The 19,699-nt window shown below is 42.9% G+C and carries 23 protein-coding genes; 20 read left to right on the top strand and 3 right to left on the bottom strand.

Annotated features, from left to right (window positions below; translation table 11 throughout):
• Window positions 1-89: 89 nt before the first annotated feature.
• Window positions 90-269, bottom strand: a complete 180-nt coding sequence (locus tag J7E32_RS04070) for a hypothetical protein (RefSeq protein WP_214903970.1) — start codon at window positions 267-269, stop codon at window positions 90-92.
• Between the two features lie 95 nt (window positions 270-364).
• Here J7E32_RS04070 and J7E32_RS04065 point away from each other — a divergent pair, with 95 nt between their 5' ends.
• From J7E32_RS04065 to rsmI, 9 genes are all read left to right on the top strand, one after another.
• On the top strand, window positions 365-1,795 hold the full coding sequence (locus J7E32_RS04065; RefSeq protein WP_214903967.1) for an aminotransferase class I/II-fold pyridoxal phosphate-dependent enzyme: 1,431 nt from the start codon (window positions 365-367) through the stop codon (window positions 1,793-1,795).
• 2 nt (window positions 1,796-1,797) lie between these two features.
• Window positions 1,798-2,430, top strand: coding sequence for a dTMP kinase (gene tmk, locus J7E32_RS04060; RefSeq protein WP_214903964.1), 633 nt, complete (start codon window positions 1,798-1,800; stop codon window positions 2,428-2,430).
• A gap of 325 nt (window positions 2,431-2,755) precedes the next feature.
• Entirely contained in the window at window positions 2,756-3,085 is a 330-nt protein-coding gene (locus J7E32_RS04055) for a cyclic-di-AMP receptor (protein ID WP_214903961.1), read from the top strand.
• Window positions 3,086-3,113: 28 nt separating this feature from the next.
• Complete coding sequence (locus tag J7E32_RS04050) at window positions 3,114-3,554, top strand: YaaR family protein (protein WP_214903958.1); 441 nt, start codon at window positions 3,114-3,116, stop codon at window positions 3,552-3,554.
• A gap of 13 nt (window positions 3,555-3,567) precedes the next feature.
• Complete coding sequence (gene holB / locus J7E32_RS04045) at window positions 3,568-4,575, top strand: DNA polymerase III subunit delta' (RefSeq protein WP_214903955.1); 1,008 nt, start codon at window positions 3,568-3,570, stop codon at window positions 4,573-4,575.
• Complete coding sequence (locus tag J7E32_RS04040; RefSeq protein ID WP_214903952.1) at window positions 4,568-5,398, top strand: PSP1 domain-containing protein; 831 nt, start codon at window positions 4,568-4,570, stop codon at window positions 5,396-5,398. Before holB ends, J7E32_RS04040 begins: the two co-directional genes overlap by 8 nt.
• 13 nt (window positions 5,399-5,411) lie before the next feature.
• The gene (yabA, locus tag J7E32_RS04035) at window positions 5,412-5,783 is read left to right on the top strand and encodes a DNA replication initiation control protein YabA (protein WP_214903949.1); all 372 of its coding nucleotides are present in this window, start codon (window positions 5,412-5,414) and stop codon (window positions 5,781-5,783) included.
• Between the two features lie 173 nt (window positions 5,784-5,956).
• Entirely contained in the window at window positions 5,957-6,700 is a 744-nt protein-coding gene (locus tag J7E32_RS04030; protein ID WP_214903946.1) for a tRNA1(Val) (adenine(37)-N6)-methyltransferase, read from the top strand.
• Between the two features lie 23 nt (window positions 6,701-6,723).
• Complete coding sequence (gene rsmI / locus J7E32_RS04025) at window positions 6,724-7,605, top strand: 16S rRNA (cytidine(1402)-2'-O)-methyltransferase (RefSeq protein WP_214903943.1); 882 nt, start codon at window positions 6,724-6,726, stop codon at window positions 7,603-7,605.
• Window positions 7,606-7,663: 58 nt separating this feature from the next.
• Here the strand turns inward: rsmI and J7E32_RS04020 are convergent, their stop codons facing one another.
• Window positions 7,664-7,957: a transition state genes transcriptional regulator AbrB gene (locus J7E32_RS04020; RefSeq protein WP_214903988.1), complete on the bottom strand. Its 294-nt coding sequence runs from the start codon at window positions 7,955-7,957 to the stop codon at window positions 7,664-7,666.
• A gap of 898 nt (window positions 7,958-8,855) precedes the next feature.
• On the opposite strand from J7E32_RS04020, the gene metG reads away from it, so the two are divergent.
• The 8 genes from metG (at window position 8,856) to J7E32_RS03980 (ending at window position 17,006) form a co-directional block, all read left to right on the top strand.
• Window positions 8,856-10,808, top strand: coding sequence for a methionine--tRNA ligase (metG, locus tag J7E32_RS04015; protein ID WP_214903940.1), 1,953 nt, complete (start codon window positions 8,856-8,858; stop codon window positions 10,806-10,808).
• 299 nt (window positions 10,809-11,107) lie between these two features.
• Window positions 11,108-11,875: a TatD family hydrolase gene (locus J7E32_RS04010; RefSeq protein WP_214903937.1), complete on the top strand. Its 768-nt coding sequence runs from the start codon at window positions 11,108-11,110 to the stop codon at window positions 11,873-11,875.
• A 237-nt stretch (window positions 11,876-12,112) separates the two neighbouring features.
• Entirely contained in the window at window positions 12,113-13,297 is a 1,185-nt protein-coding gene (locus J7E32_RS04005) for a resuscitation-promoting factor (protein ID WP_214903985.1), read from the top strand.
• Between the two features lie 349 nt (window positions 13,298-13,646).
• Window positions 13,647-14,207 (top strand): ribonuclease M5, encoded by a 561-nt coding sequence (rnmV, locus tag J7E32_RS04000; protein ID WP_214903934.1) that lies wholly within the window; start codon window positions 13,647-13,649, stop codon window positions 14,205-14,207.
• Window positions 14,200-15,078, top strand: coding sequence for a 16S rRNA (adenine(1518)-N(6)/adenine(1519)-N(6))-dimethyltransferase RsmA (rsmA, locus tag J7E32_RS03995; protein WP_214903931.1), 879 nt, complete (start codon window positions 14,200-14,202; stop codon window positions 15,076-15,078). Before rnmV ends, rsmA begins: the two co-directional genes overlap by 8 nt.
• Before the next feature lie 252 nt (window positions 15,079-15,330).
• The gene (gene yabG, locus J7E32_RS03990; RefSeq protein WP_214903982.1) at window positions 15,331-16,209 is read left to right on the top strand and encodes a sporulation peptidase YabG; all 879 of its coding nucleotides are present in this window, start codon (window positions 15,331-15,333) and stop codon (window positions 16,207-16,209) included.
• Between the two features lie 197 nt (window positions 16,210-16,406).
• Entirely contained in the window at window positions 16,407-16,670 is a 264-nt protein-coding gene (gene veg, locus J7E32_RS03985) for a biofilm formation stimulator Veg (protein ID WP_023613322.1), read from the top strand.
• Window positions 16,671-16,826: 156 nt separating this feature from the next.
• The gene (locus J7E32_RS03980) at window positions 16,827-17,006 is read left to right on the top strand and encodes a small, acid-soluble spore protein, alpha/beta type (RefSeq protein ID WP_041967995.1); all 180 of its coding nucleotides are present in this window, start codon (window positions 16,827-16,829) and stop codon (window positions 17,004-17,006) included.
• Window positions 17,007-17,254: 248 nt separating this feature from the next.
• On the opposite strand, the gene J7E32_RS22760 is transcribed toward J7E32_RS03980, so the two are convergent.
• Complete coding sequence (locus tag J7E32_RS22760; protein ID WP_286182672.1) at window positions 17,255-17,389, bottom strand: hypothetical protein; 135 nt, start codon at window positions 17,387-17,389, stop codon at window positions 17,255-17,257.
• 110 nt (window positions 17,390-17,499) lie between these two features.
• On the opposite strand from J7E32_RS22760, the gene ispE reads away from it, so the two are divergent.
• From ispE to J7E32_RS03965, 3 genes are read left to right on the top strand one after another with little or no spacing between them, the layout of a single operon-like run.
• Entirely contained in the window at window positions 17,500-18,369 is an 870-nt protein-coding gene (gene ispE, locus J7E32_RS03975; protein WP_041967994.1) for a 4-(cytidine 5'-diphospho)-2-C-methyl-D-erythritol kinase, read from the top strand.
• Between the two features lie 55 nt (window positions 18,370-18,424).
• The gene (purR, locus tag J7E32_RS03970; protein WP_214903928.1) at window positions 18,425-19,249 is read left to right on the top strand and encodes a pur operon repressor; all 825 of its coding nucleotides are present in this window, start codon (window positions 18,425-18,427) and stop codon (window positions 19,247-19,249) included.
• 32 nt (window positions 19,250-19,281) lie between these two features.
• Window positions 19,282-19,656, top strand: a complete 375-nt coding sequence (locus J7E32_RS03965; RefSeq protein ID WP_214903925.1) for a RidA family protein — start codon at window positions 19,282-19,284, stop codon at window positions 19,654-19,656.
• Window positions 19,657-19,699: the final 43 nt, after the last annotated feature.

The raw sequence follows: 19,699 nt of genomic DNA, 5'->3' as shown, positions 1-19,699 counted from the left end.
GCTGAATATCTAGATTAAAAAGCATCGTAGTCGATGCTTTTCTTACAATATATTGAAGTGTAGATTTCCCCTTCGAGAATTGTCTAGCTTCAGCGCCTAGCCCCTCGAGTCGCTTGTCTAGTGTCGCCTCTTAGAAACTCCGAAACTTCAACTCCGCCGGCAGAAGCAAAAAGCGCTTCTTTGTCGAAGTCTCCAGTTTCTGCGTTTCTGGACAGTCGGCTATACTTTTCGGTTTCAGTCCGCCCATTGAAGTCAAAGAACGACTTCAAGCGCTTGTCGGGGCTGAACGAGCCGCTTGCTCTTTTTGTTCCTAAAGAACAATGTTAGAATAGATAGGTGTGAATTTATATATATAGGTGAGACTATGGATCAATCCAAAACACCCTTGTACTCTCAATTGGTTAGGCATATAAACGGAAACCCGCTCTCATTTCATGTACCAGGACACAAAAATGGGGCTTTTTTTCCTGAAGAAGGACAAGCCTTTTTTAATCAAATTTTAAAAATGGATGCAACAGAAATAACCGGATTGGATGACCTTCATTCGCCAGAGGGAGTTATTTTTGAAGCGGAAGAATTACTTAGGGATTTATATAAAACGGAGAAAAGCTTTTTTTTAATAAATGGATCAACTGTCGGGAATCTGGCAATGATCATGGCTGCGATTAATGAAGATGATCTGGTCCTTGTCCAGCGCAATTCGCATAAATCCATCATGAATGCTATAAGACTTGCAAAAGCAAAGCCTGTATTCATTAGTCCGGAATTCAACGGAGAATACGGAGTGGCTGCAGGGTTAAGTATTGAAGGAGTTAAATCAGCAATCAGTCAGTATCCGAATGCTAAGACACTTATCCTAACGTACCCTAATTATTACGGACTGACATATGACCTTAAAACCATTATAGATTTAGCTCATGAGCATGGCATTCCTGTATTGGTGGATGAGGCTCATGGAGTCCACTTTATCGCAGGGGATTATTTTCCGGCTTCTGCTGTTGAACTTGGGGCCGATATTGTCGTGCAATCTGCGCATAAGACATTGCCAGCGATGACAATGGGAGCTTTCCTTCATTATCAAACGGATCGTGTATCACTCAGCAAGCTTAAATTCTATTTACAGGCTCTGCAGTCAAGCAGTCCTTCGTATCCATTGATGGCTTCCCTTGATTTGGCACGCCTTTATCTGGGTACTTATAGCAAGGAGGATCTTTCATACCTCAAGGAGGAAACAGAGAAGTTCAAAGAAAACCTGCAGACATTAGAAGTTATTCGTATTTTGCAGCATGATGACCCATTGAAGTTAACCATTCAGTCAAAGGGTGCCTGGTCTGGTTTCGAGCTGCAATCAAAACTCGAATCGGTAGGGATCTTCACGGAGCTTGCAGACCCTTATAATGTGCTGCTCGTTCTTCCTTTATTGAAGTATGGCATGAAGCACCGCTTGAAAGAAGCGGCTGAAAAGATTGCCGAGGTTGTAAGTGCTATGCCTGTTGGGAAAAATAAACCTGAATCAAAGGTTGTCCATAAAACTATTTCAACTTTAGAGGTCAGTTATAAAGAGATGGAGCTGCAACAGACAGAGTATGTCCTATTGAAGGACGCTACAGGAAGGGTAAGTGCGGAGCAGATCATTCCTTACCCGCCGGGAATTCCGCTTTGTCTGCCGGGGGAAGTTGTAACAGAAGCTGAAATTGAAACAATCGCTTTTTTAACAGATAAAAAAGCAAAAATCCAGGGCGGAGAATATTTGCATACTGGTAAAATAAAAGTGTTTAAGAGTTGGAGGCTTTAAAATTGAAAAAGGGAATATTCATTACGATAGAAGGTCCGGATGGTTCTGGAAAGACGACAATCCTTCAAATGCTAGCTGAAAATCTTGAAAAGGAAGGACACGCAGTGGTGGCCACACGTGAGCCTGGCGGCATCGAGATTGCCGAACAAATCAGGAAAGTCATCCTGGATCCGGAAAATACTGCGATGGATCCACGTACGGAAGCACTTTTATACGCCGCGGCGAGAAGGCAGCATCTTGCTGAAAAGGTGAATCCTGCTTTAAATGCAGGAAAAGTCGTTTTATGTGACCGGTTTGTAGACAGTTCCCTTGCCTACCAGGGACATGCTCGTGGACTCGGTATTGATGAGGTATACTCAATCAATGAGTTTGCGATTGAAAATATGATGCCAACGATGACCCTGTACTTTGATGTTGCGCCAGAGATTGGGCTGGAAAGAATCAATAAAAACAAGGGACGCGAGGTCAATCGACTGGACATGGAGAAGCTGGAATTTCATCAAAAGGTTCGAGAGGGCTATATGATCATCGCCGAGAGATTCCCGGACAGGATTGCAAAAATCGATGCTTCAAAGGAATTAGAAGCAGTTTATAAACAAGCTGAAAGTAAAATTAAAGAGCTATTAAATAGTTAATATCCAGAAAAACAAGCCATGATTTTCATCAGGCTTGTTTTTTACATAGTATTGATTCCGGTTTGTGAATAAAAGGTTACTTTCACGACTAAAGCACTAGAATTTGCGAATAAAACCATTCGATTTACAGATAAGTGAATTTCAGCTGGAAGGCAATGGAATTTTATGTTTATATCATGTCTTGTCCCATGAATCCTGTTATAATAAACATACAAATGCAACGGAATGAAAAAACACTTTTTCGTCTGGTTGTTGCTTTTTAGAACCAAATTTCATTTTGGTCACGAAAGCGGCACGCCTGCGAATTAACCTAGGGGGATAATGAATGAAGTTAATTTTAGCTGTGGTCCAGGACCAGGATAGCAATCGTCTGTCCAATGCATTGGTAGATCATAATTTCCGTGCAACAAAGATGGCCAGTACTGGTGGCTTCCTGAAGTCAGGTAACACCACTTTTATCATAGGAACTGAAGACATCAGGGTAGAAAAGGCATTGGAGATCATCAGGGATAACTGTAAATCGCGTGACCAGCTTGTAGCACCTGTTTCGCCGATGGGAGGGAATGCGGATTCTTATGTTCCTTACCCGGTTGAAGTCGAGGTTGGCGGAGCGACTGTATTCGTATTGCCTGTTGAGCAGTTTCATCAATTTTAGCGGGAAGTACCCGGAGGTTTAGCAAGAGATGAAGATTAATCAGGATATGCGCCTTAACATAGATAAAGTCCGACAGGATCAAAAGCAGCAGCCTGGAGGCGGAATCAAGTTCAATGAACTTGTGCAGAAACAGGAACATAAAATGCAACTTGGACAGCTGCAGCAATTAATGAAGGAAGTCGAGTCTGCTGGTGAGAGGCTTGCCCGGTCGAGGACGTTCAAGGACCTGGCCAAGTTCAAGACACTGGTTAAGGAATTTGTAAAAGAAACCGTCAACTTTGGAATGGAGCTCAAGCACTCGCATAGCTGGAACCAATATGGCGAAGGCAGGTCACTGAAACTTGTAGAAACAATCGACGAAAAGCTCGTGGAGTTGACAGAAGAGTTAATGGATAATAAAGATGAACAGATTGATATTCTCGGTAAAATTGGAGAAATCAAAGGCCTGTTGATCAATTTATATACGTAAGTGAGTGATCGCATTGGCAAAGACATGGGACGAGCTGGAGAGAATTCAGCCGAATGTTTTGAAAATGATTAAAAACAGCATCCTGAAAAATCGAATAGCCCATGCGTATTTGTTTGAAGGAATGAGGGGTACCGGCAAAAAGGAGATTAGTATACTTCTTGCCAAGAGCATCAATTGCCAGGCTCCGGTCGATGGCTATAAGCCTTGTGAAAGCTGCTTGAACTGCAAAAGGATCAACCATGGCAACCATCCTGATATCCATCTTGTCGAGCCGGATGGCCTGTCGATCAAGAAGGGGCAAATCCAGCTGCTGCAGGAGGAGTTTTCGAAAACAGGTGTAGAGTCAAAGAATAAACTTTACAGTATTGTGCATGCCGATCGGATGACGAAAAATGCGGCGAACAGCCTGCTGAAATTCCTTGAGGAACCGCATGCCGGAACTGTTGCCGTATTGATCACCGAGCAGGCACAGCAAATGCTGCCGACGATTTTATCAAGATGCCAATTGATTAATTTTACCCCGTTATCTCCTAAAAATATGGCAGAACAATTGATAGCGATTGGGATACAGCCGCAAATGGCACCGCTATTGGCTCAGCTAACCAATAATTTGGAAGAAGCTTTAGAGATAAGTAATGATGATTGGTTTGCACAAGCACAAAAAATAGTGTTAAAATTATATGAAGTGCTGAAAAAGAATTCACTGGAAGCTATGGTCGCGCTTCAAGAGAACTGGTTTATGCACTTTAAAGAGAAAGAACAAATCGATCGTGGTTTGGATTTATTACTTCTTATTTTTAAGGATTTACTATACATTCAGCTTGGCAAGAAAGACCAGGTTGTATATCTAAACGAAAGCTCACGTTTAGAACAGTTTGCACTACAGACATCCGGACGGCGTCTTACCGAACAAATGGCAGCCATTCTGGAGGCGAAGAGGAAGCTGCATGCCAATATGAATCCCCAGCTTCTAATGGAAGAGCTGGTGTTAAAATTGCAGGAGGGATCTACACTTGTATGATGTAGTAGGTGTCCGCTTCAAGAAAGCGGGGAAGATTTATTATTTTGATCCCGGCGATCTCTCAATTCAAAAGGACGAATTCGTCATTGTCGAAACTGTAAGGGGTGTTGAGTACGGAAGAGTGGTAACTCCCCGTAAGCAGGTCGGCGAGAAGGATGTTGTCCTGCCTCTGAAAAAGGTAGTCAGAATTGCAGATCAGAAGGATCGTCTTATTGTCGAGGAGAACAAAACAGCTGCAAAGGAAGCGTACGATGTTTGCAGTGATAAAGTGAATGAACATCAGCTTGATATGAAGCTTGTTGATGTTGAATATACATTTGACCGCAATAAAGTCATTTTCTACTTCACGGCTGATGGCCGCGTCGATTTCCGGGAACTGGTCAAGGACTTGGCCTCGATTTTCCGGACAAGGATTGAACTGCGCCAAATTGGTGTCAGGGATGAAGCGAAAATGCTTGGCGGGATAGGACCATGCGGCAGAATGCTTTGCTGTTCAACGTTCCTGGGGGACTTTGATCCAGTTTCAATCAAGATGGCCAAGGATCAAAACCTCTCGCTTAACCCAACGAAAATTTCCGGCCTTTGCGGCAGGCTCATGTGCTGTTTGAAATATGAGAACGACGAATATGAATCAGCGAAAGAGCAGCTGCCTGACCTGGGTGAAATGATTATTACACCTGATGGTACTGGTAAGGTAGTCGGGTTGAACATCCTGGAACGAGTCATGCAAGTCGATATACCTGGCCAGGAACGTGTGCTGGAATATACACTTGAGGAAATACAGGAAGCAGGAGCTGTATCGTTGCAATCATCCACAGATTAATGAGGTGGAACAGGTGGATAAAAAAGATATCTTTGACTCAGTAAGTAATATGGAATCGCAGATCGGTGATTTATACCGTCAGCTTGGTGAGTTAAAACAGCATTTGGCAGAAGTTCTGGAAGAGAATAATGCATTAAAGCTGGAAAATGAGCATATAAGACGCCGTCTGGATCAAACCATAGGTAAAAAAGATCCAACCATTAAGAAAAGCGGTAAGGAAAACAGCAATCAGGCCCAGGGTGATAAAAACGTAGTCGACATCGGTGAAGGCTACGATAACCTTGCCCGTCTGTACCAGGAAGGCTTCCATATCTGCAATCTGCATTTCGGAAGCCCGCGTAAAGAAGATTGTCTGTTCTGTCTATCCTTTCTTAATAAAAAATAATTGGCAGCCTTCCTTCATTAGGGAAGGCTATTTTTATAAGATTGATTTTGTAATAGCTTAATGTTGATTTTGAAAATCACCTGCCTTGGTAACGGAGTCATATTATTAAAAGTCAGGACATTTATCGAAACTGATCAGGGCGATTCAACATGTATATGGAGGAACTAGCTAGAATGGTTAATTTACGGGAAGATGAACGATTGGATTATTTGTTGGCAGAGGATTTAAGGATCATCCAGAGTCCGAATGTATTTTCATTTTCGCTGGATGCTGTCCTGCTTGCGAGGTTTGTCTGGGTACCAATCCAAAAAGGCAGGATTGTCGACCTTTGCAGCGGCAATGGTGTGATTCCACTATTTTTAAGCGCGAGGACAAAGGGAAATATTACGGGTGTGGAAATTCAGGAGCGGCTGTACGATATGGCTGTCCGCAGTATTGATTATAATCATCTTGAAGATCGATTACATATGATTCATGGTGACCTGAAGGATGCGCCAAAAGAGCTTGGCTACGAGAAGTATGATGTCGTAACGTGCAATCCTCCTTATTTTCCCACACCTTCAAAGGAAGAAATAAATTTGAATGAACATTTGGCGATTGCGCGCCACGAGATACTCTGCACACTTGAGGATGCGATTAAATCATCGAGCCAGCTTGTAAAGCAGGGCGGGAAGGTTGCCTTTGTCCACCGTCCAGGCAGGTTGATCGATATCATCGAGATTATGAGAAAATACCGCCTTGAGCCCAAGAGAATCCAGTTTGTCTATCCAAAGGCCGGGAAGGAAGCGAACACGCTTTTGGTTGAGGCGATTAAGGATGGAAGCCCTGATCTTAAAATTCTTGAGCCTTTGACGGTGTATGATGAAAATAATGAATATACCCCAGTGATTAAAGAGATGTTATATGGAAGCAAATAAGCGCAGAGAAACGGGTGATATCCATGCAACAGCAGAAAAGCTTTGAACGGGAGCATGAAAAAGGGATTCTTTATCTTGTGCCAACTCCAATTGGGAACCTTGAGGACATGACCTTCAGGGCGATCAGGATCATGAAGGAAGCCGATATGATTGCGGCTGAGGATACAAGGAACACGAAAAAGCTATGTAATTATTTTGAGATTGAAACGCCTGTTACCAGTTATCATGAACATAATAAAGAAAGCAGCGGATATAAATTGCTCGAAAAGATCAAGGAGGGTGCAAAAATCGCGCTTGTCAGCGATGCCGGCATGCCGACCATTTCTGATCCAGGTACAGAACTGGTGGCCGAAGCAATCGCTGAGGGATTGACTGACGTACCGCTTCCAGGGGCGAACGCTGCCCTGACAGCCTTGATTGCCTCTGGCATACTTCCTCAGCCTTTCTATTATTATGGATTCCTCCAGAGAGGAAAAAAGGATAAGAAGAAGGAACTTGAGCTCCTGGCGAAGCAGACGGCAACTATAGTTCTCTATGAGTCCCCTCACCGTCTGAAGGAGACACTGTCGTTGATGCTTGAAGGACTTGGAAATCGAAAAATCGTCCTTTGCCGTGAACTGACGAAGAAATATGAGGAGTTCCTGAGAGGAAAGATTTCTGAAGCGTTGGCATGGGCAGAGGCAGAAGAAGTCCGCGGGGAATTTGTGTTAGTCATTGAAGGTGCTTCACCGGATTCCATTGTCGAAGAAGAGAACCATTGGTGGGGAAATTTAAGCATGGAAGACCATGTCGAACATTATATTTCCAGTGAACAAATGAACTCTAAGGAAGCAATCAAGCAAACAGCCAAAGATAGAGGTATGCAAAAGCGAGAGGTATACCAGGCGTATCATATTAAAGAATAGGCGGAAACAGCACAAATAAAAAAGGCCGTGGAGTTGTCCACGGCCTTGAGTATTAGATTTATGCTTTTGCAGGTTCGAAGCTTCCCTGGATTTCTTGAAGAAGCTGTTCAGCACCTTCACGGCTAAGGATCAGCTTGCCGCCTGCCAATGTGATGTTGTTGTCAGAAACTTCACCAGTGATGTGGCAAGTCATGTTTGGCTTGTACTTCTTAAGGATGATGCGATCATCATCAACATAAATTTCCAAAGCATCCTTTTCTGCGATGCCAAGAGTCCTTCTAAGTTCGATTGGAATTACCACACGGCCAAGCTCATCAACTTTACGTACGATACCAGTAGATTTCATAATTATTTGTTCTCCTCTCATTTTCCCATCTATTAATTTCGTCATTATTCGACATTTTTCTCTTATTGGTTTTATAATACCAGCGATTCCAATAACCGTCAATTATTTTATTTTTCTTCCTTTAACAAATTTTAACACATGGAGAAAACCTTTTCATATCAAGGGTTTTGAATAGGAAAGACAAGAGGGAATAAGGAATGGTGCAGTTTTTTCGAATTGAGAATAGAAGGAAAACATTATTCGTGGAATAGTAAACGGTGCGCGATTCGACAAATTTCTACAAAAAACTTCGACAAAATGTCACAAATTCGACAAACTCTAGATGCCATGTACATTATTTTGTAAACAGGTATATTCTCTTAACGGATTTGGTTATGATTTTATTATGCAGAATATTAAATTTTCACTTTAAATTGTCTGTTGAGCTCCTGCCAATAAACTGAGGCGGGGCTTTTTTGATAAAGTTCTGTTATGGATAAATCCCAATGAAATTCTCTACTGACAAAATTCGTAAACTATATAGGGAGAATGTCCGTAGTGAAAGATTTTTTTTATAAATAACTATGATTTTCCTAATTGAGTAAAATGAGATTGTCGAAACCATTAATAATGGGGCTTTGTTTTGCATTAAGGCTGTTTTCGTAAGGATTGTTGTTAAAATCATAAAGCCGATTTTAACGGAATATATTCCCGGTTTGCAGGTCGGTATTAAGTTTGCATGCTCTTTTCTCATAAGAAGCGTCAACTTTACGAAGCAATTTAAGAAGTTCAATCCAATTTCGTATTCAATAGCAACAAAGTATAAGAAAAGAGCCTACATTAAAGTGTTATGAATCATAGGGCATTAGCTGGTATAATAACTACTATTAGAATGAACTAGCAGTTTTAGTTAAGGAGGATCTTCATGGAAGAGAAACTGAAAACCTTTTATCTTACAACCCCGATTTATTATCCGAGCGGCAATTTACATATTGGCCATGCTTATACGACCGTAGCTGGTGATGCAATGGCTCGCTATAAGAGACTGCGCGGCTATGATGTCATGTATCTGACAGGCACGGATGAGCACGGTCAAAAAATCCAGCGTAATGCTGAGGCAAAGGACATCACTCCGCAGCAATATGTAGATGAAATCGTCGAAGGGATCCAGGAACTTTGGGGCAAGCTGGATATTTCCTACAATGATTTTATCCGTACGACTCAGGATCGCCATAAGCAGATTGTCGAAAAGATTTTCGCCCAGCTGCTTGAGCAGGGTGATATCTATCTTGATCAATATGAAGGCTGGTACTGTACTCCATGCGAATCTTTCTACACAGACAGACAGCTTGAAGATGGAAACTGCCCGGATTGCGGCCGTCCTGTTGAAAAAGTAAAAGAAGAGTCATACTTCTTCAAAATGAGCAAATACGCAGACAGGCTGCTGAAGTATTATGAAGAGAATCCTGACTTCATCCAGCCAGAATCGCGTAAAAATGAAATGATCAATAACTTTATTAAACCCGGTCTTGAGGATCTCGCTGTATCCCGGACAACGTTTGATTGGGGTGTAAAGGTTCCTGGTGATCCGAAGCATGTCATTTATGTATGGATCGATGCGTTGTCGAACTATATCACTGCTCTTGGCTATGGAACGGATGATGATTCCAAGTACTTGAATTACTGGCCAGCGGATGTCCATCTTGTTGGTAAAGAAATCGTCCGCTTCCATACAATTTATTGGCCAATCATGCTGATGGCCCTTGACCTTCCGCTTCCTAAAAAGGTTTTCGCCCATGGCTGGCTTTTGATGAAGGACGGAAAAATGTCGAAATCCAAAGGGAACGTAGTCGATCCGGTTACACTGATTGACCGATATGGTCTTGATGCGCTTCGCTACTACCTGCTCCGAGAAGTTCCATTCGGTTCTGACGGTGTATTCACTCCTGAAGGATTTGTCGAAAGAATCAACTTTGACCTTGCGAATGACCTTGGAAACCTGTTGAACAGAACGGTAGCGATGATCAATAAGTATTTTGATGGTGAAATCCCTGCCTACAATGGTTCCGAAGGGGAATTTGAGAAGCAGCTGCTTAATGTGAACAAGGAAACAGTTCAGAAGTACGAAGAAGCAATGGAAAAAATGGAATTTTCCGTGGCGCTTACTTCTGTGTGGCAATTAATCAGCCGCTGCAATAAGTTCATCGATGAGACACAGCCTTGGGTGCTTGCGAAGGATGAAGAAAAGAAAGCAGCCCTTGCGGATGTGATGGTCCATCTTGCTGAATCATTGAGAAGAGTCGCTGTTCTATTGAAGCCATTCCTTACAAGAACTCCTGATAAAATCTTTGCTCAGCTGAACATTGGTTCCGAAGTGCTTCAATCATGGGAAAGCCTCGAGGAATTCGGCCAGATTCCTGCGGCTACAAAGGTTGTTCAAGGAGAGCCAATCTTCCCTCGTCTTGAACTGAAGGAAGAAGTTGAGTTCATCAAGGAAAAAATGCAGGGATCTGCTCCGGCGGCACCTGTGGTGGAAGAAAAGCCTGAAACTCAGGATGAAATTACGATAGATGACTTTATGAAGGTTGAGCTTCGTGTAGCACAAGTCATCCATGCCGAGCCTGTCAAAAAGGCTGATAAGCTTCTGAAGCTTCAATTGGATCTTGGCTATGAAAAGCGCCAGGTTGTTTCTGGCATTGCGAAGTACTATAAACCGGAAGACCTTGTCGGCAAAAAGGTGATTTGCGTGACCAACCTCAAGCCGGTAAAACTCCGCGGAGAGCTTTCCGAGGGGATGATCCTTGCAGGGGAAAAAGACGGTATCATGTCGTTGGCAACAGTAGACGATGCACTTTCAGTCGGCGCTAAAGTTAAATAAGTACAGAATGAAAACCTGGAAATGTTTCATGTGTAACATTTTCAGGTTTTTTGTGTTAAAAAAGCAATTTTTTTAAAAGAGTGTTTTATGATAGTAAGAGAGTTATTTAGCTAGCACTCCCGACACTTACCGGTTTTTTATGAAAACAGTTTCAAAAATTTGACCTTTACATTGAAAAAAAGTTATGATATCGACACATCTTTATCACAATAATAAGAACATCGCAGGAATTCTATGCAACCTTTTGTCAGGTCCGATTAGAATGAAACTGCAGGGTAATGCTGCAAAGGAGTTTTGACATGCTTTTTGATACACACGTGCACTTAAATGCAGAACAATTCAACGAAGATCTCCAGGAGGTCATTGACCGCGCAATTGCTGAAGGTGTTACGAATATGGTGGTTGTCGGGTTCGATGAAATAACGATTAAAAAGGCACTGGAGCTCGCCGAAAGCTATGACTTTCTTTATGCGAGTGTAGGGTGGCATCCAGTCGATGCGATCGATATGACCCAGGAGCATCTGGAATGGCTGAGAGAACTGGCAGATCATCCGAAGGTGGTGGCACTTGGTGAAATGGGCCTTGATTATTATTGGGACAAGTCACCGAAGGAAATCCAGAAAGAAGTCTTCCGCAAACAAATCAGACTGGCAAAAGAAGTCCAACTTCCTATTATCATACATAATCGTGATGCAACAGCAGACATAGTAGAGATTTTAAAGGAAGAGAATGCAGGGGAAGTAGGCGGGATCATGCACTGTTTCAGCGGCAGCGTCGAAACAGCTCTTGAATGCATTGAAATGAATTTCTTAATTTCACTTGGCGGACCTGTTACTTTTAAAAATGCAAAAAAACCGAAGGAAGTAGCAGAGGCGATTCCATTGGACCGTCTGTTGGTCGAAACAGACTGCCCATACTTGACTCCGCATCCATATCGCGGAAAAAGAAATGAACCAGCCTATGTAAAATTGGTAGCCGAACAAATTGCAGAACTGAAAGGTTTAACTCTTGAGGAAGTGGCTGAAGAAACAGCCAGAAATGCAAAAAAATTATTCGGCATAAAGTGATAAAGAATGTTGTCGATTTTTCAACAAGGTTGTCCAAACTTTTTATGTTTCTAAAAAGTTCTACATGTCTCACTTGCGACATAGGATAACCGTGTCGATAACTCTTGCTTTTCTTTTTATGGAGCATCTTGCATAATAGGGACTACGCTTGGCAAGGGTGTCTGGGTTGACAAGTCGGCAACAATATCTTTATAATCACTCCGAGAAGAGGAGGCGTTTTTCATCGTGATTAATAGTATGAAAAACCTGTTTTCCAAGACTTTGAGTAAGAAGAAACTAGTGATTTTTTCTGCTAGTTTCCTAGTTTTTGCCGCTGCTCTCGGGTTCTTCATGTACGAAGGGACCAAAAAGACAGTCGCATTGACGCTGGATGGCGAAGAAAGAGTCATTAAAACACACGCGAATACTATCCAAGATATATTTAATGATCTCAATATTTCATTGCGCTCAGAGGATTATTTATCGCTGGCGGCAAACACGGAGGTTAAAAACAACCTATCGATCGTGTGGAAGCCGGCAAGACAGGTAGAGCTAATACAAGATCAGGAAAAGAAAACGTATTGGACAGCAGCCGATACTGTAGAGGAATTCCTGAAAGAACAGAATGTCGCTATAAATGAACACGACAAGTTAAACCCAAACCCAGACGCTAAATTAAAGCAAGATATGAAGATTGCCATTCAAAGAGCTTTCCCGCTTAAGGTTGTAGTAGGCGGAAAAGAGCAAGAAGTATGGTCGACTTCGACTACGGTCGCTGACTTTTTATCACAGCAAGGAATCACACTGAACGAAATGGACCGTGTTGAGCCTGCATTAAAGCAGAACGTCACTAAAGATGCCGTGATTAATGTCATTCGAGTTGAAAAAGTCACCGATGTAGTGGAAGAACCAATTAGCTATGCAGTCATTACGAAAAATGACAGCAAACTGGAAAAAGGGAAACAGAAAGTCGTAACAGAAGGCCAGGAAGGCTTGCTTTCAAAGGAATATGAAGTCATCCTTGAAAACGGCAAAGAAGTATCAAGAAAACTGGTCAGTGAAAAGAAAATGAAAGAAAAACAGGATAAAGTCGTGGCAATGGGAACGAAGGTCATCGTAGCTCAAGTATCACGTGGCTCAAGTGAACCTGCCGGGAAGGAATTCTATGTTTCTTCCACAGCCTATACTGCTAACTGTAACGGCTGCTCAGGCTACACGGCCACTGGCATCAATCTTAGGGCGAATCCTAACATCAAGGTCATCGCAGTAGATCCTAGAGTTATTCCTTTAGGAACAAAAGTATATGTTGAAGGATATGGCTATGCAATAGCTGCCGACAAAGGGTCAGCTATCAAAGGCAATAAGATTGATGTATTCTTTGCCTCAAAGTCGGATGCATACCGCTGGGGCCGAAAGAAAGTCAAAATCAAAATCCTAAATTAATTCATGGATGCAGGGGAACCTTCCTCTGCATTTTTGTTTTTTCATTTTACGTTTAAGGTATAATAAGAAAAGCGTAATCGCTTAAAAACTTTACACCTATATAGACGATTATATTTCATAACTGTTTCATTTATTTCAAAGAAAAATTTTTTTCTTTTTTAATTTGCTTAAGCTTTTTGATTAAAGAAAAGAATTTTAACCATCACACTTCGAGAAATGTCCAGCTCCAGCGCCTAGCCCCTCGAGTCGCTTCGGTCCGCCCAATGAAGTCAAAGAACGACTTCACCGGTCGGCCCTCCAGCGCTTGTCGGGGCTGATCAAGGCGCTTGCGCTTTCAATTGGAGGTACCATGAAATTAAAAGAAATCATTGTAGTTGAGGGTAAGGATGATACGACGGCGATCAAACGTGCTGTTGACGCTGATACAATTGAAACGAATGGATCGGCGATTAATGCGGATACCATTGAACGGATTCGGAATGCCCACGAAAAGCGGGGAGTCATTGTTTTTACCGATCCTGATTTTCCAGGTGAGAAAATCCGTAAAATTATTTCAGAGCAGGTTGCAGGGTGCAAGCATGCTTTTATCCCAAAAGAATTGGCCAAGCCCAAATCCGGGAGGGGCCTTGGAGTGGAACATGCAACACCCGAGGTGATCCGTGAAGCTCTGAAGGATGCTCAGGTAATGGACGCTGAGGCGGTTGAGGAGATTACCCAAGAAGACTTGGTTGTTGCGGGTCTGATCGGCGGACCGGGTTCCAGGGAGAGGCGTGAAAAGCTCGGGAGAATGCTGCGTATTGGTTATACAAATGGGAAACAGCTGCATAAGCGTCTGATGATGTTTCAGGTGAAAAGACAGGATTTCGCAGCTGCACTGGCAGAAATCCTTAAGGAGGAACAAAATGCATAAAGATATTGCGACCCCGATGAGAACGAAGGAAATACTGGATAAATACGGTTTTTCTTTTAAAAAGAGCCTTGGACAGAACTTTTTGATCGATACGAATATCCTGAACCGCATCGTCGACCATGCGGAGTTAACGGACCATAGCGGTGCGATAGAAGTTGGCCCTGGAATCGGAGCGTTGACCGAGCAATTGGCTAAAAGAGCGGAAAAAGTTGTTGCATTTGAAATTGATCAGCGTCTGCTTCCGATCCTGGAGGACACACTGTCCCCATATCCAAACGTAAATGTCATCCATAGTGATGTATTGAAAGCAGATGTTCGAGCTGTGATGGAGCAGGAATTTAAAGAGCAAGAGGATGTTATGGTCGTTGCCAACCTGCCATATTACGTTACAACACCGATCCTGATGAAGCTGCTGGAGGAAAGGCTGCCGATTAGAGGAATCGTCTGTATGCTTCAAAAGGAGGTTGGCGATAGAATCTCTGCCAAACCCGGAACGAAGGAATATGGTTCTTTGTCAATTGCAGTCCAGTATTACACAAAGGCTGAAACAGTGATGATTGTTCCTAAAACAGTGTTTATGCCGCAGCCGAATGTAGATTCAGCCGTCATCAGATTGACATTGCATGAAGAACCGCCTGTGCAGGTTAAGGATGAAGAATTCTTCTTCCGCGTCACCAGGTCAAGTTTTGCCCAGCGAAGGAAGACAATCTTGAATAACCTGACAAGCCAGCTGCCGGATGGAAAGCAGAAGAAAGAAAATATCCAAGCTGCGCTCCAGCAGGCAGGAGTCGAAGAGTCGCGCAGGGGAGAAACCCTTTCCATAGAAGAATTTGCTCAATTAAGCAATGCGCTGTATCCATATTTTCACTAAGTCCGGATATTTTTTCGGGCTTTTTTTTACATTTAGGAATTAATTCGGGTGATGAAGGAATATATCATGGATTCAAGGAAAATATTATCTGACTTCAGAAAAATAACCAGTAAACTCAAGATAATCCTATTCCAAGAACCAATATATCAATCGTCCAGAGTCCCGAAAGGCACATGTCTATGGGTATCTGCATAATTTATGTAAGAATACCACTTAGCGCAGCCTGTGTGCGGGGCAATTGGAGTGAGGATGATGAATATTAACCTCATGGATATCGTCGGCAGGGTTTCGCATCAATGCGATATTATGTTCCGGGTAATCGATATCAGAGAGAAACATGGCAAAAAAATCGCGATATTATATGGTGAGGAATTCCGGTTGATTGCGGATGCGCCCTATGAAGATTTGATTAAAATAGATCCGAGTATGCGCATGAGGCTGACAAAGGAATTCCGCTCACTTGAAGAACAGTCATATAAGCTATTCCGGCAGGATGTAGATTTACTGCAGCAAAAACAGGAATATGAAGCCACTGAAGGTTACAGCAAATCATATAACTACTTTCAGATGCCTGGGAAGGTGCTCCATATTGATGGAGATCCAAATTATTTAAAAAAGTGCCTGACACTATATGAGAAAGTAGGAGTTCCTGTTTATGGATTCCATTGCAATGAAAAGGAAATGCCGGATAAAGTCGGATCGCTGATTGATTACTATCGGCCCGATATATTGGTCATTACAGGACATGATGCTTATTCAAAGTCTAAGGGAACGATGGACGACCTGAATGCATATCGACATTCTAAGCATTTTGTCCAGACAGTAAGAGAGGCCAGGAGGAAAGTTCCGCATCTGGACCAGCTGGTCATATTTGCTGGAGCGTGCCAATCTCATTTTGAATCATTGATCCATGCTGGAGCCAATTTTGCCAGTTCCCCTTCAAGAGTCAATATCCATGCTCTTGACCCAGTCTATATTGTTGCTAAAATCAGCTTTACACCATTCATGGAGCGCATAAATGTTTGGGATGTATTGCGAAATACATTGACGGGAGATAAGGGCCTTGGGGGAATTGAAACCAAGGGAGTATTAAGGACAGGAATGCCATATAATAAAAATTCGTCGGACTGAATAAAATACGGTCCGGCGTTTTTTATTATTTCAGTACATATTTTATCGCATTAAAGGCTACGCTAAAATTGTTGAAAATTAGAAGAAAAAGAAGACCGAAATATATTGACTTTTAAATTTAAGTACTGTTATAATTTATGTTTTTGTTTGACTAATTAGTGTCAGCGTGTTATACTTTACACAGTGAGGTGGACCGAATGCCAAAAACATTATCGGATATCAAAAAAGCGCTTGATTCAAACTTAGGAAAAAGACTCATGCTAAAGGCCAACGGAGGACGGAGAAAGACGATTGAACGTTCTGGCGTGTTAGCGGAAACTTATCCTTCTGTTTTCGTCATCGAGCTTGACCAGGATGAAAATGCTTTTGAACGTGTTTCGTACAGCTACGCAGATGTTTTAACTGAAACAGTGGAGATTACCTTCTTTGAAGATACAACAGGATCAATAGCTTTGAGCTAATTTTTTGGCTCAATGCAGTACAGGCAGTCAACTCTCGGGTTAGCTGCTTTTTATTTTGCCCAAATTTACTTAATTTAAGGATAAATAAGGAGCACATGAAAACCCCTCCTTTCAAAAATACTAAGGTAACCGCGGTGGTGAAAGGAGATGGTAGTAATGGGCAGAAGAAGAGGGATTATGTCTGAAAGGTTGAAGGAAGAGCTTGCAAAGGAGCTAGGCTTCTATGATGTCGTCCAGAATGAAGGATGGGGCGGCATAAAGGCCAAGGACGCTGGTAACATGGTTAAGCGAGCCATCGAGCTTGCCGAACAGCAGCTTGCGAACCAAAACCGCTGACCCAGATAAAAATTCTTTAGAGACTGCCACACAGCTGTTACTTGCAGTTGCCAATAAAATTCAGATCCATCGCGGTGCCGGGGCTATTGCTCCGGCTTTTTGCATGCCTAAAAACGAGGGCAACATCCATGGATCATCTGCCATTCCAATTCTTTGTGAAATTACTGTATTCGCGATTACGCTAATGATAAAATAAAGGAATGTTTATTAAAGAGGAGTCTTACTTATTTTACTCAGAGAGTATGGTTTTAAAGTAGGCAATTGTCCAGTTCCATCGAGTTTTCAGGGCTGACCAAGGCGCTTGCGCTTTTATTTGTCCAGCTCCAGCGCCTAGCCCCTCGAGACGCTTCGGTCCGCCCAATGAAGTCAAAGAGCGACTTCAATGGTCGGCCCTCCAGCGCTTTTCGGGGCTGACCAAGGCGCTTGCGCTTTTATTTTCTTTTTGTGGTAAAATAGGACAAAATGTGGAATTCGTTTAAAGTAGGTGGAGGTTGTGAAGGTTTTAGTGAAGGCGCCAGCAAAAATCAATTTGTCACTTGATGTTTTGCACAAACGTCCGGACGGTTACCATGAGGTGGAAATGGTCATGACGACGATTGATTTGGCTGATCGCATTGAACTTAGTTTACTAGAAGAAGACAGGATTGTGATCCATTCCCATAACCGGTTTGTTCCGGATGATCAGCGGAATCTAGCTTACCAGGCAGCGCATCTGTTGAAGGAGAGATTCCAGGTTAAGCAAGGTGTTATTATTGGAATTGAGAAGACGATTCCGGTGGCAGCGGGTCTTGCTGGCGGCAGCAGTGATGCAGCGGCAACATTAAGAGGTTTGAATAAGCTATGGAAGCTTGGTCTGTCATTGGACGAGCTGGCTGTGCTTGGCGCTGAAATTGGTTCAGACGTTTCTTTCTGTGTTTACGGAGGAACTGCGCTTGCAACGGGCAGAGGGGAAATTATTGAACAACTTCCGGCACCGCCAACATGTTGGATTGTTTTGGCGAAGCCGTTTATCGGTGTATCGACCGCAGAAGTATATCGCCGCCTTAATGTAGAGAAGGTTCAGCATCCGCCTACAAAGCAAATGATATCCGCAATTGAAAATGGAGATTTCAATGGAGTCTGCAACAGTGTCGGAAATGTTTTGGAAGATGTGACGCTTTCGCTTTATCCTGAGGTAGCGCAGATCAAAGACCAAATGAAGAGGTTTGGTGCTGACGCTGTTTTGATGAGCGGAAGCGGACCGACAGTATTTAGCCTTGTGGCTCATGATTCGCGGATGCATCGCATTTATAACGGCCTGCGAGGGTTCTGTGACCAAGTGTTTGCAGTGAGAATGCTTGGAGAGCGACACACTCTTGATTAAATCCGTATATTGATGGTATATTAACCTTAAATATTCGGATTTTGGAGGTTCTTGAATGAAATTTCGACGCAGCGAGCGTTTGATCGATATGACGACTTATTTACTGGAACATCCGCGCCAATTGGTACCGTTAACCTATTTTGCCGAGAAGTATGGTTCAGCAAAGTCCTCAATCAGTGAAGATCTCGGAATCATCAAAGAAACATTTGAACAGCGGGGAATCGGTGTCCTGCAGACCGTGCCAGGCGCAGCCGGCGGAGTCAAGTTCCATGTTCATGTCAGTGAAGAAAAAGCCAGGAAGGTAATCGATGAACTGTGTACCATTATGGCAAGTCCTGACAGGTTGCTGCCAGGCGGCTACCTTTTCATGAACGATATCCTCGGAAATCCAGCGATTGTGCAGGAAGTGGGGAGGCTGCTCGCTTCTGCTTTTGCTGAAAAGGATATTGAGGTTGTCATGACCGTGGCGACAAAAGGAATACCAATTGCGTATGCAGTCGCAAGCCAATTGAATGTACCTGTTGTGATTGTCAGAAGGGATAGCAAAGTAACTGAAGGGTCGACTGTAAGCATAAACTATGTTTCAGGCTCTTCAAAAAGAATTCAGACGATGGTGCTGTCAAAGCGCAGTCTAGCAGAGGGTTCGAAGGTTCTGATTGTCGATGACTTCATGAAAGCAGGCGGTACCGTTAATGGCATGATCAACCTGCTTGAAGAGTTTAATGCTAAGTTAGCGGGAATAGCGGTTCTGGTTGAATCGGAGAATATTGAAGAAAGGCTTGTCGATGAGTATCTTTCACTCGTCCGCCTTTCAGATGTAGATGTAAAAGAACGAAATATTACCGTGAGTGAAGGAAATTACTTCGCACGCAGAGAATAGTTGTTCATATAACAAATTGACGAGGTGACAATATGAATATTGTACAAACTTCAAACGCGCCTGCAGCAATCGGCCCATATTCGCAAGGGGTGGTTGTGAACAATCTCTTCTACAGCTCTGGCCAGATTCCATTGACTCCAGAGGGTGTCATGGTCGAATGGGACATCCAGGCCCAGACGCATCAGGTATTCAAAAACTTGAAAGCAGTACTTGAGGCTGCAGGTGCTTCACTTGAAACAGTCGTAAAAGCAACTGTCTTCATCAAAAATATGGATGAATTCGCTCAGTTGAATGAAGTATATGCAGAGTATTTCAGTGTGCATAAGCCAGCTCGCTCAACAGTAGAAGTGGCAAGACTGCCAAAGGATGCCCTGGTGGAAATCGAAGTAGTAGCGCTCGTTAAATAAACGGGCGTTTTTTTTATGTTCAAAAAGCATGAGATATTGTTTG

This window comes from Bacillus sp. ISL-55 (assembly GCF_018613155.1).
GTDB lineage: Bacteria > Bacillota > Bacilli > Bacillales > Cytobacillaceae > Mesobacillus.
This window is presented reverse-complemented; position numbering and strand designations above follow the sequence as displayed.

Coding starts and splice junctions, on each gene's coding strand:
- J7E32_RS04065 (WP_214903967.1), top strand. CDS start 365: ATGGATCAATCCAAAACACCCTTGTACTCTCAATTGGTTAGGCATATA.
- J7E32_RS04055 (WP_214903961.1), top strand. CDS start 2,756: ATGAAGTTAATTTTAGCTGTGGTCCAGGACCAGGATAGCAATCGTCTG.
- J7E32_RS04050 (WP_214903958.1), top strand. CDS start 3,114: ATGAAGATTAATCAGGATATGCGCCTTAACATAGATAAAGTCCGACAG.
- J7E32_RS04030 (WP_214903946.1), top strand. CDS start 5,957: ATGGTTAATTTACGGGAAGATGAACGATTGGATTATTTGTTGGCAGAG.
- rsmI (WP_214903943.1), top strand. CDS start 6,724: ATGCAACAGCAGAAAAGCTTTGAACGGGAGCATGAAAAAGGGATTCTT.
- metG (WP_214903940.1), top strand. CDS start 8,856: ATGGAAGAGAAACTGAAAACCTTTTATCTTACAACCCCGATTTATTAT.
- J7E32_RS04010 (WP_214903937.1), top strand. CDS start 11,108: ATGCTTTTTGATACACACGTGCACTTAAATGCAGAACAATTCAACGAA.
- J7E32_RS04005 (WP_214903985.1), top strand. CDS start 12,113: ATGAAAAACCTGTTTTCCAAGACTTTGAGTAAGAAGAAACTAGTGATT.
- rnmV (WP_214903934.1), top strand. CDS start 13,647: ATGAAATTAAAAGAAATCATTGTAGTTGAGGGTAAGGATGATACGACG.
- rsmA (WP_214903931.1), top strand. CDS start 14,200: ATGCATAAAGATATTGCGACCCCGATGAGAACGAAGGAAATACTGGAT.
- yabG (WP_214903982.1), top strand. CDS start 15,331: ATGAATATTAACCTCATGGATATCGTCGGCAGGGTTTCGCATCAATGC.
- veg (WP_023613322.1), top strand. CDS start 16,407: ATGCCAAAAACATTATCGGATATCAAAAAAGCGCTTGATTCAAACTTA.
- J7E32_RS03980 (WP_041967995.1), top strand. CDS start 16,827: ATGGGCAGAAGAAGAGGGATTATGTCTGAAAGGTTGAAGGAAGAGCTT.
- purR (WP_214903928.1), top strand. CDS start 18,425: ATGAAATTTCGACGCAGCGAGCGTTTGATCGATATGACGACTTATTTA.
- J7E32_RS03965 (WP_214903925.1), top strand. CDS start 19,282: ATGAATATTGTACAAACTTCAAACGCGCCTGCAGCAATCGGCCCATAT.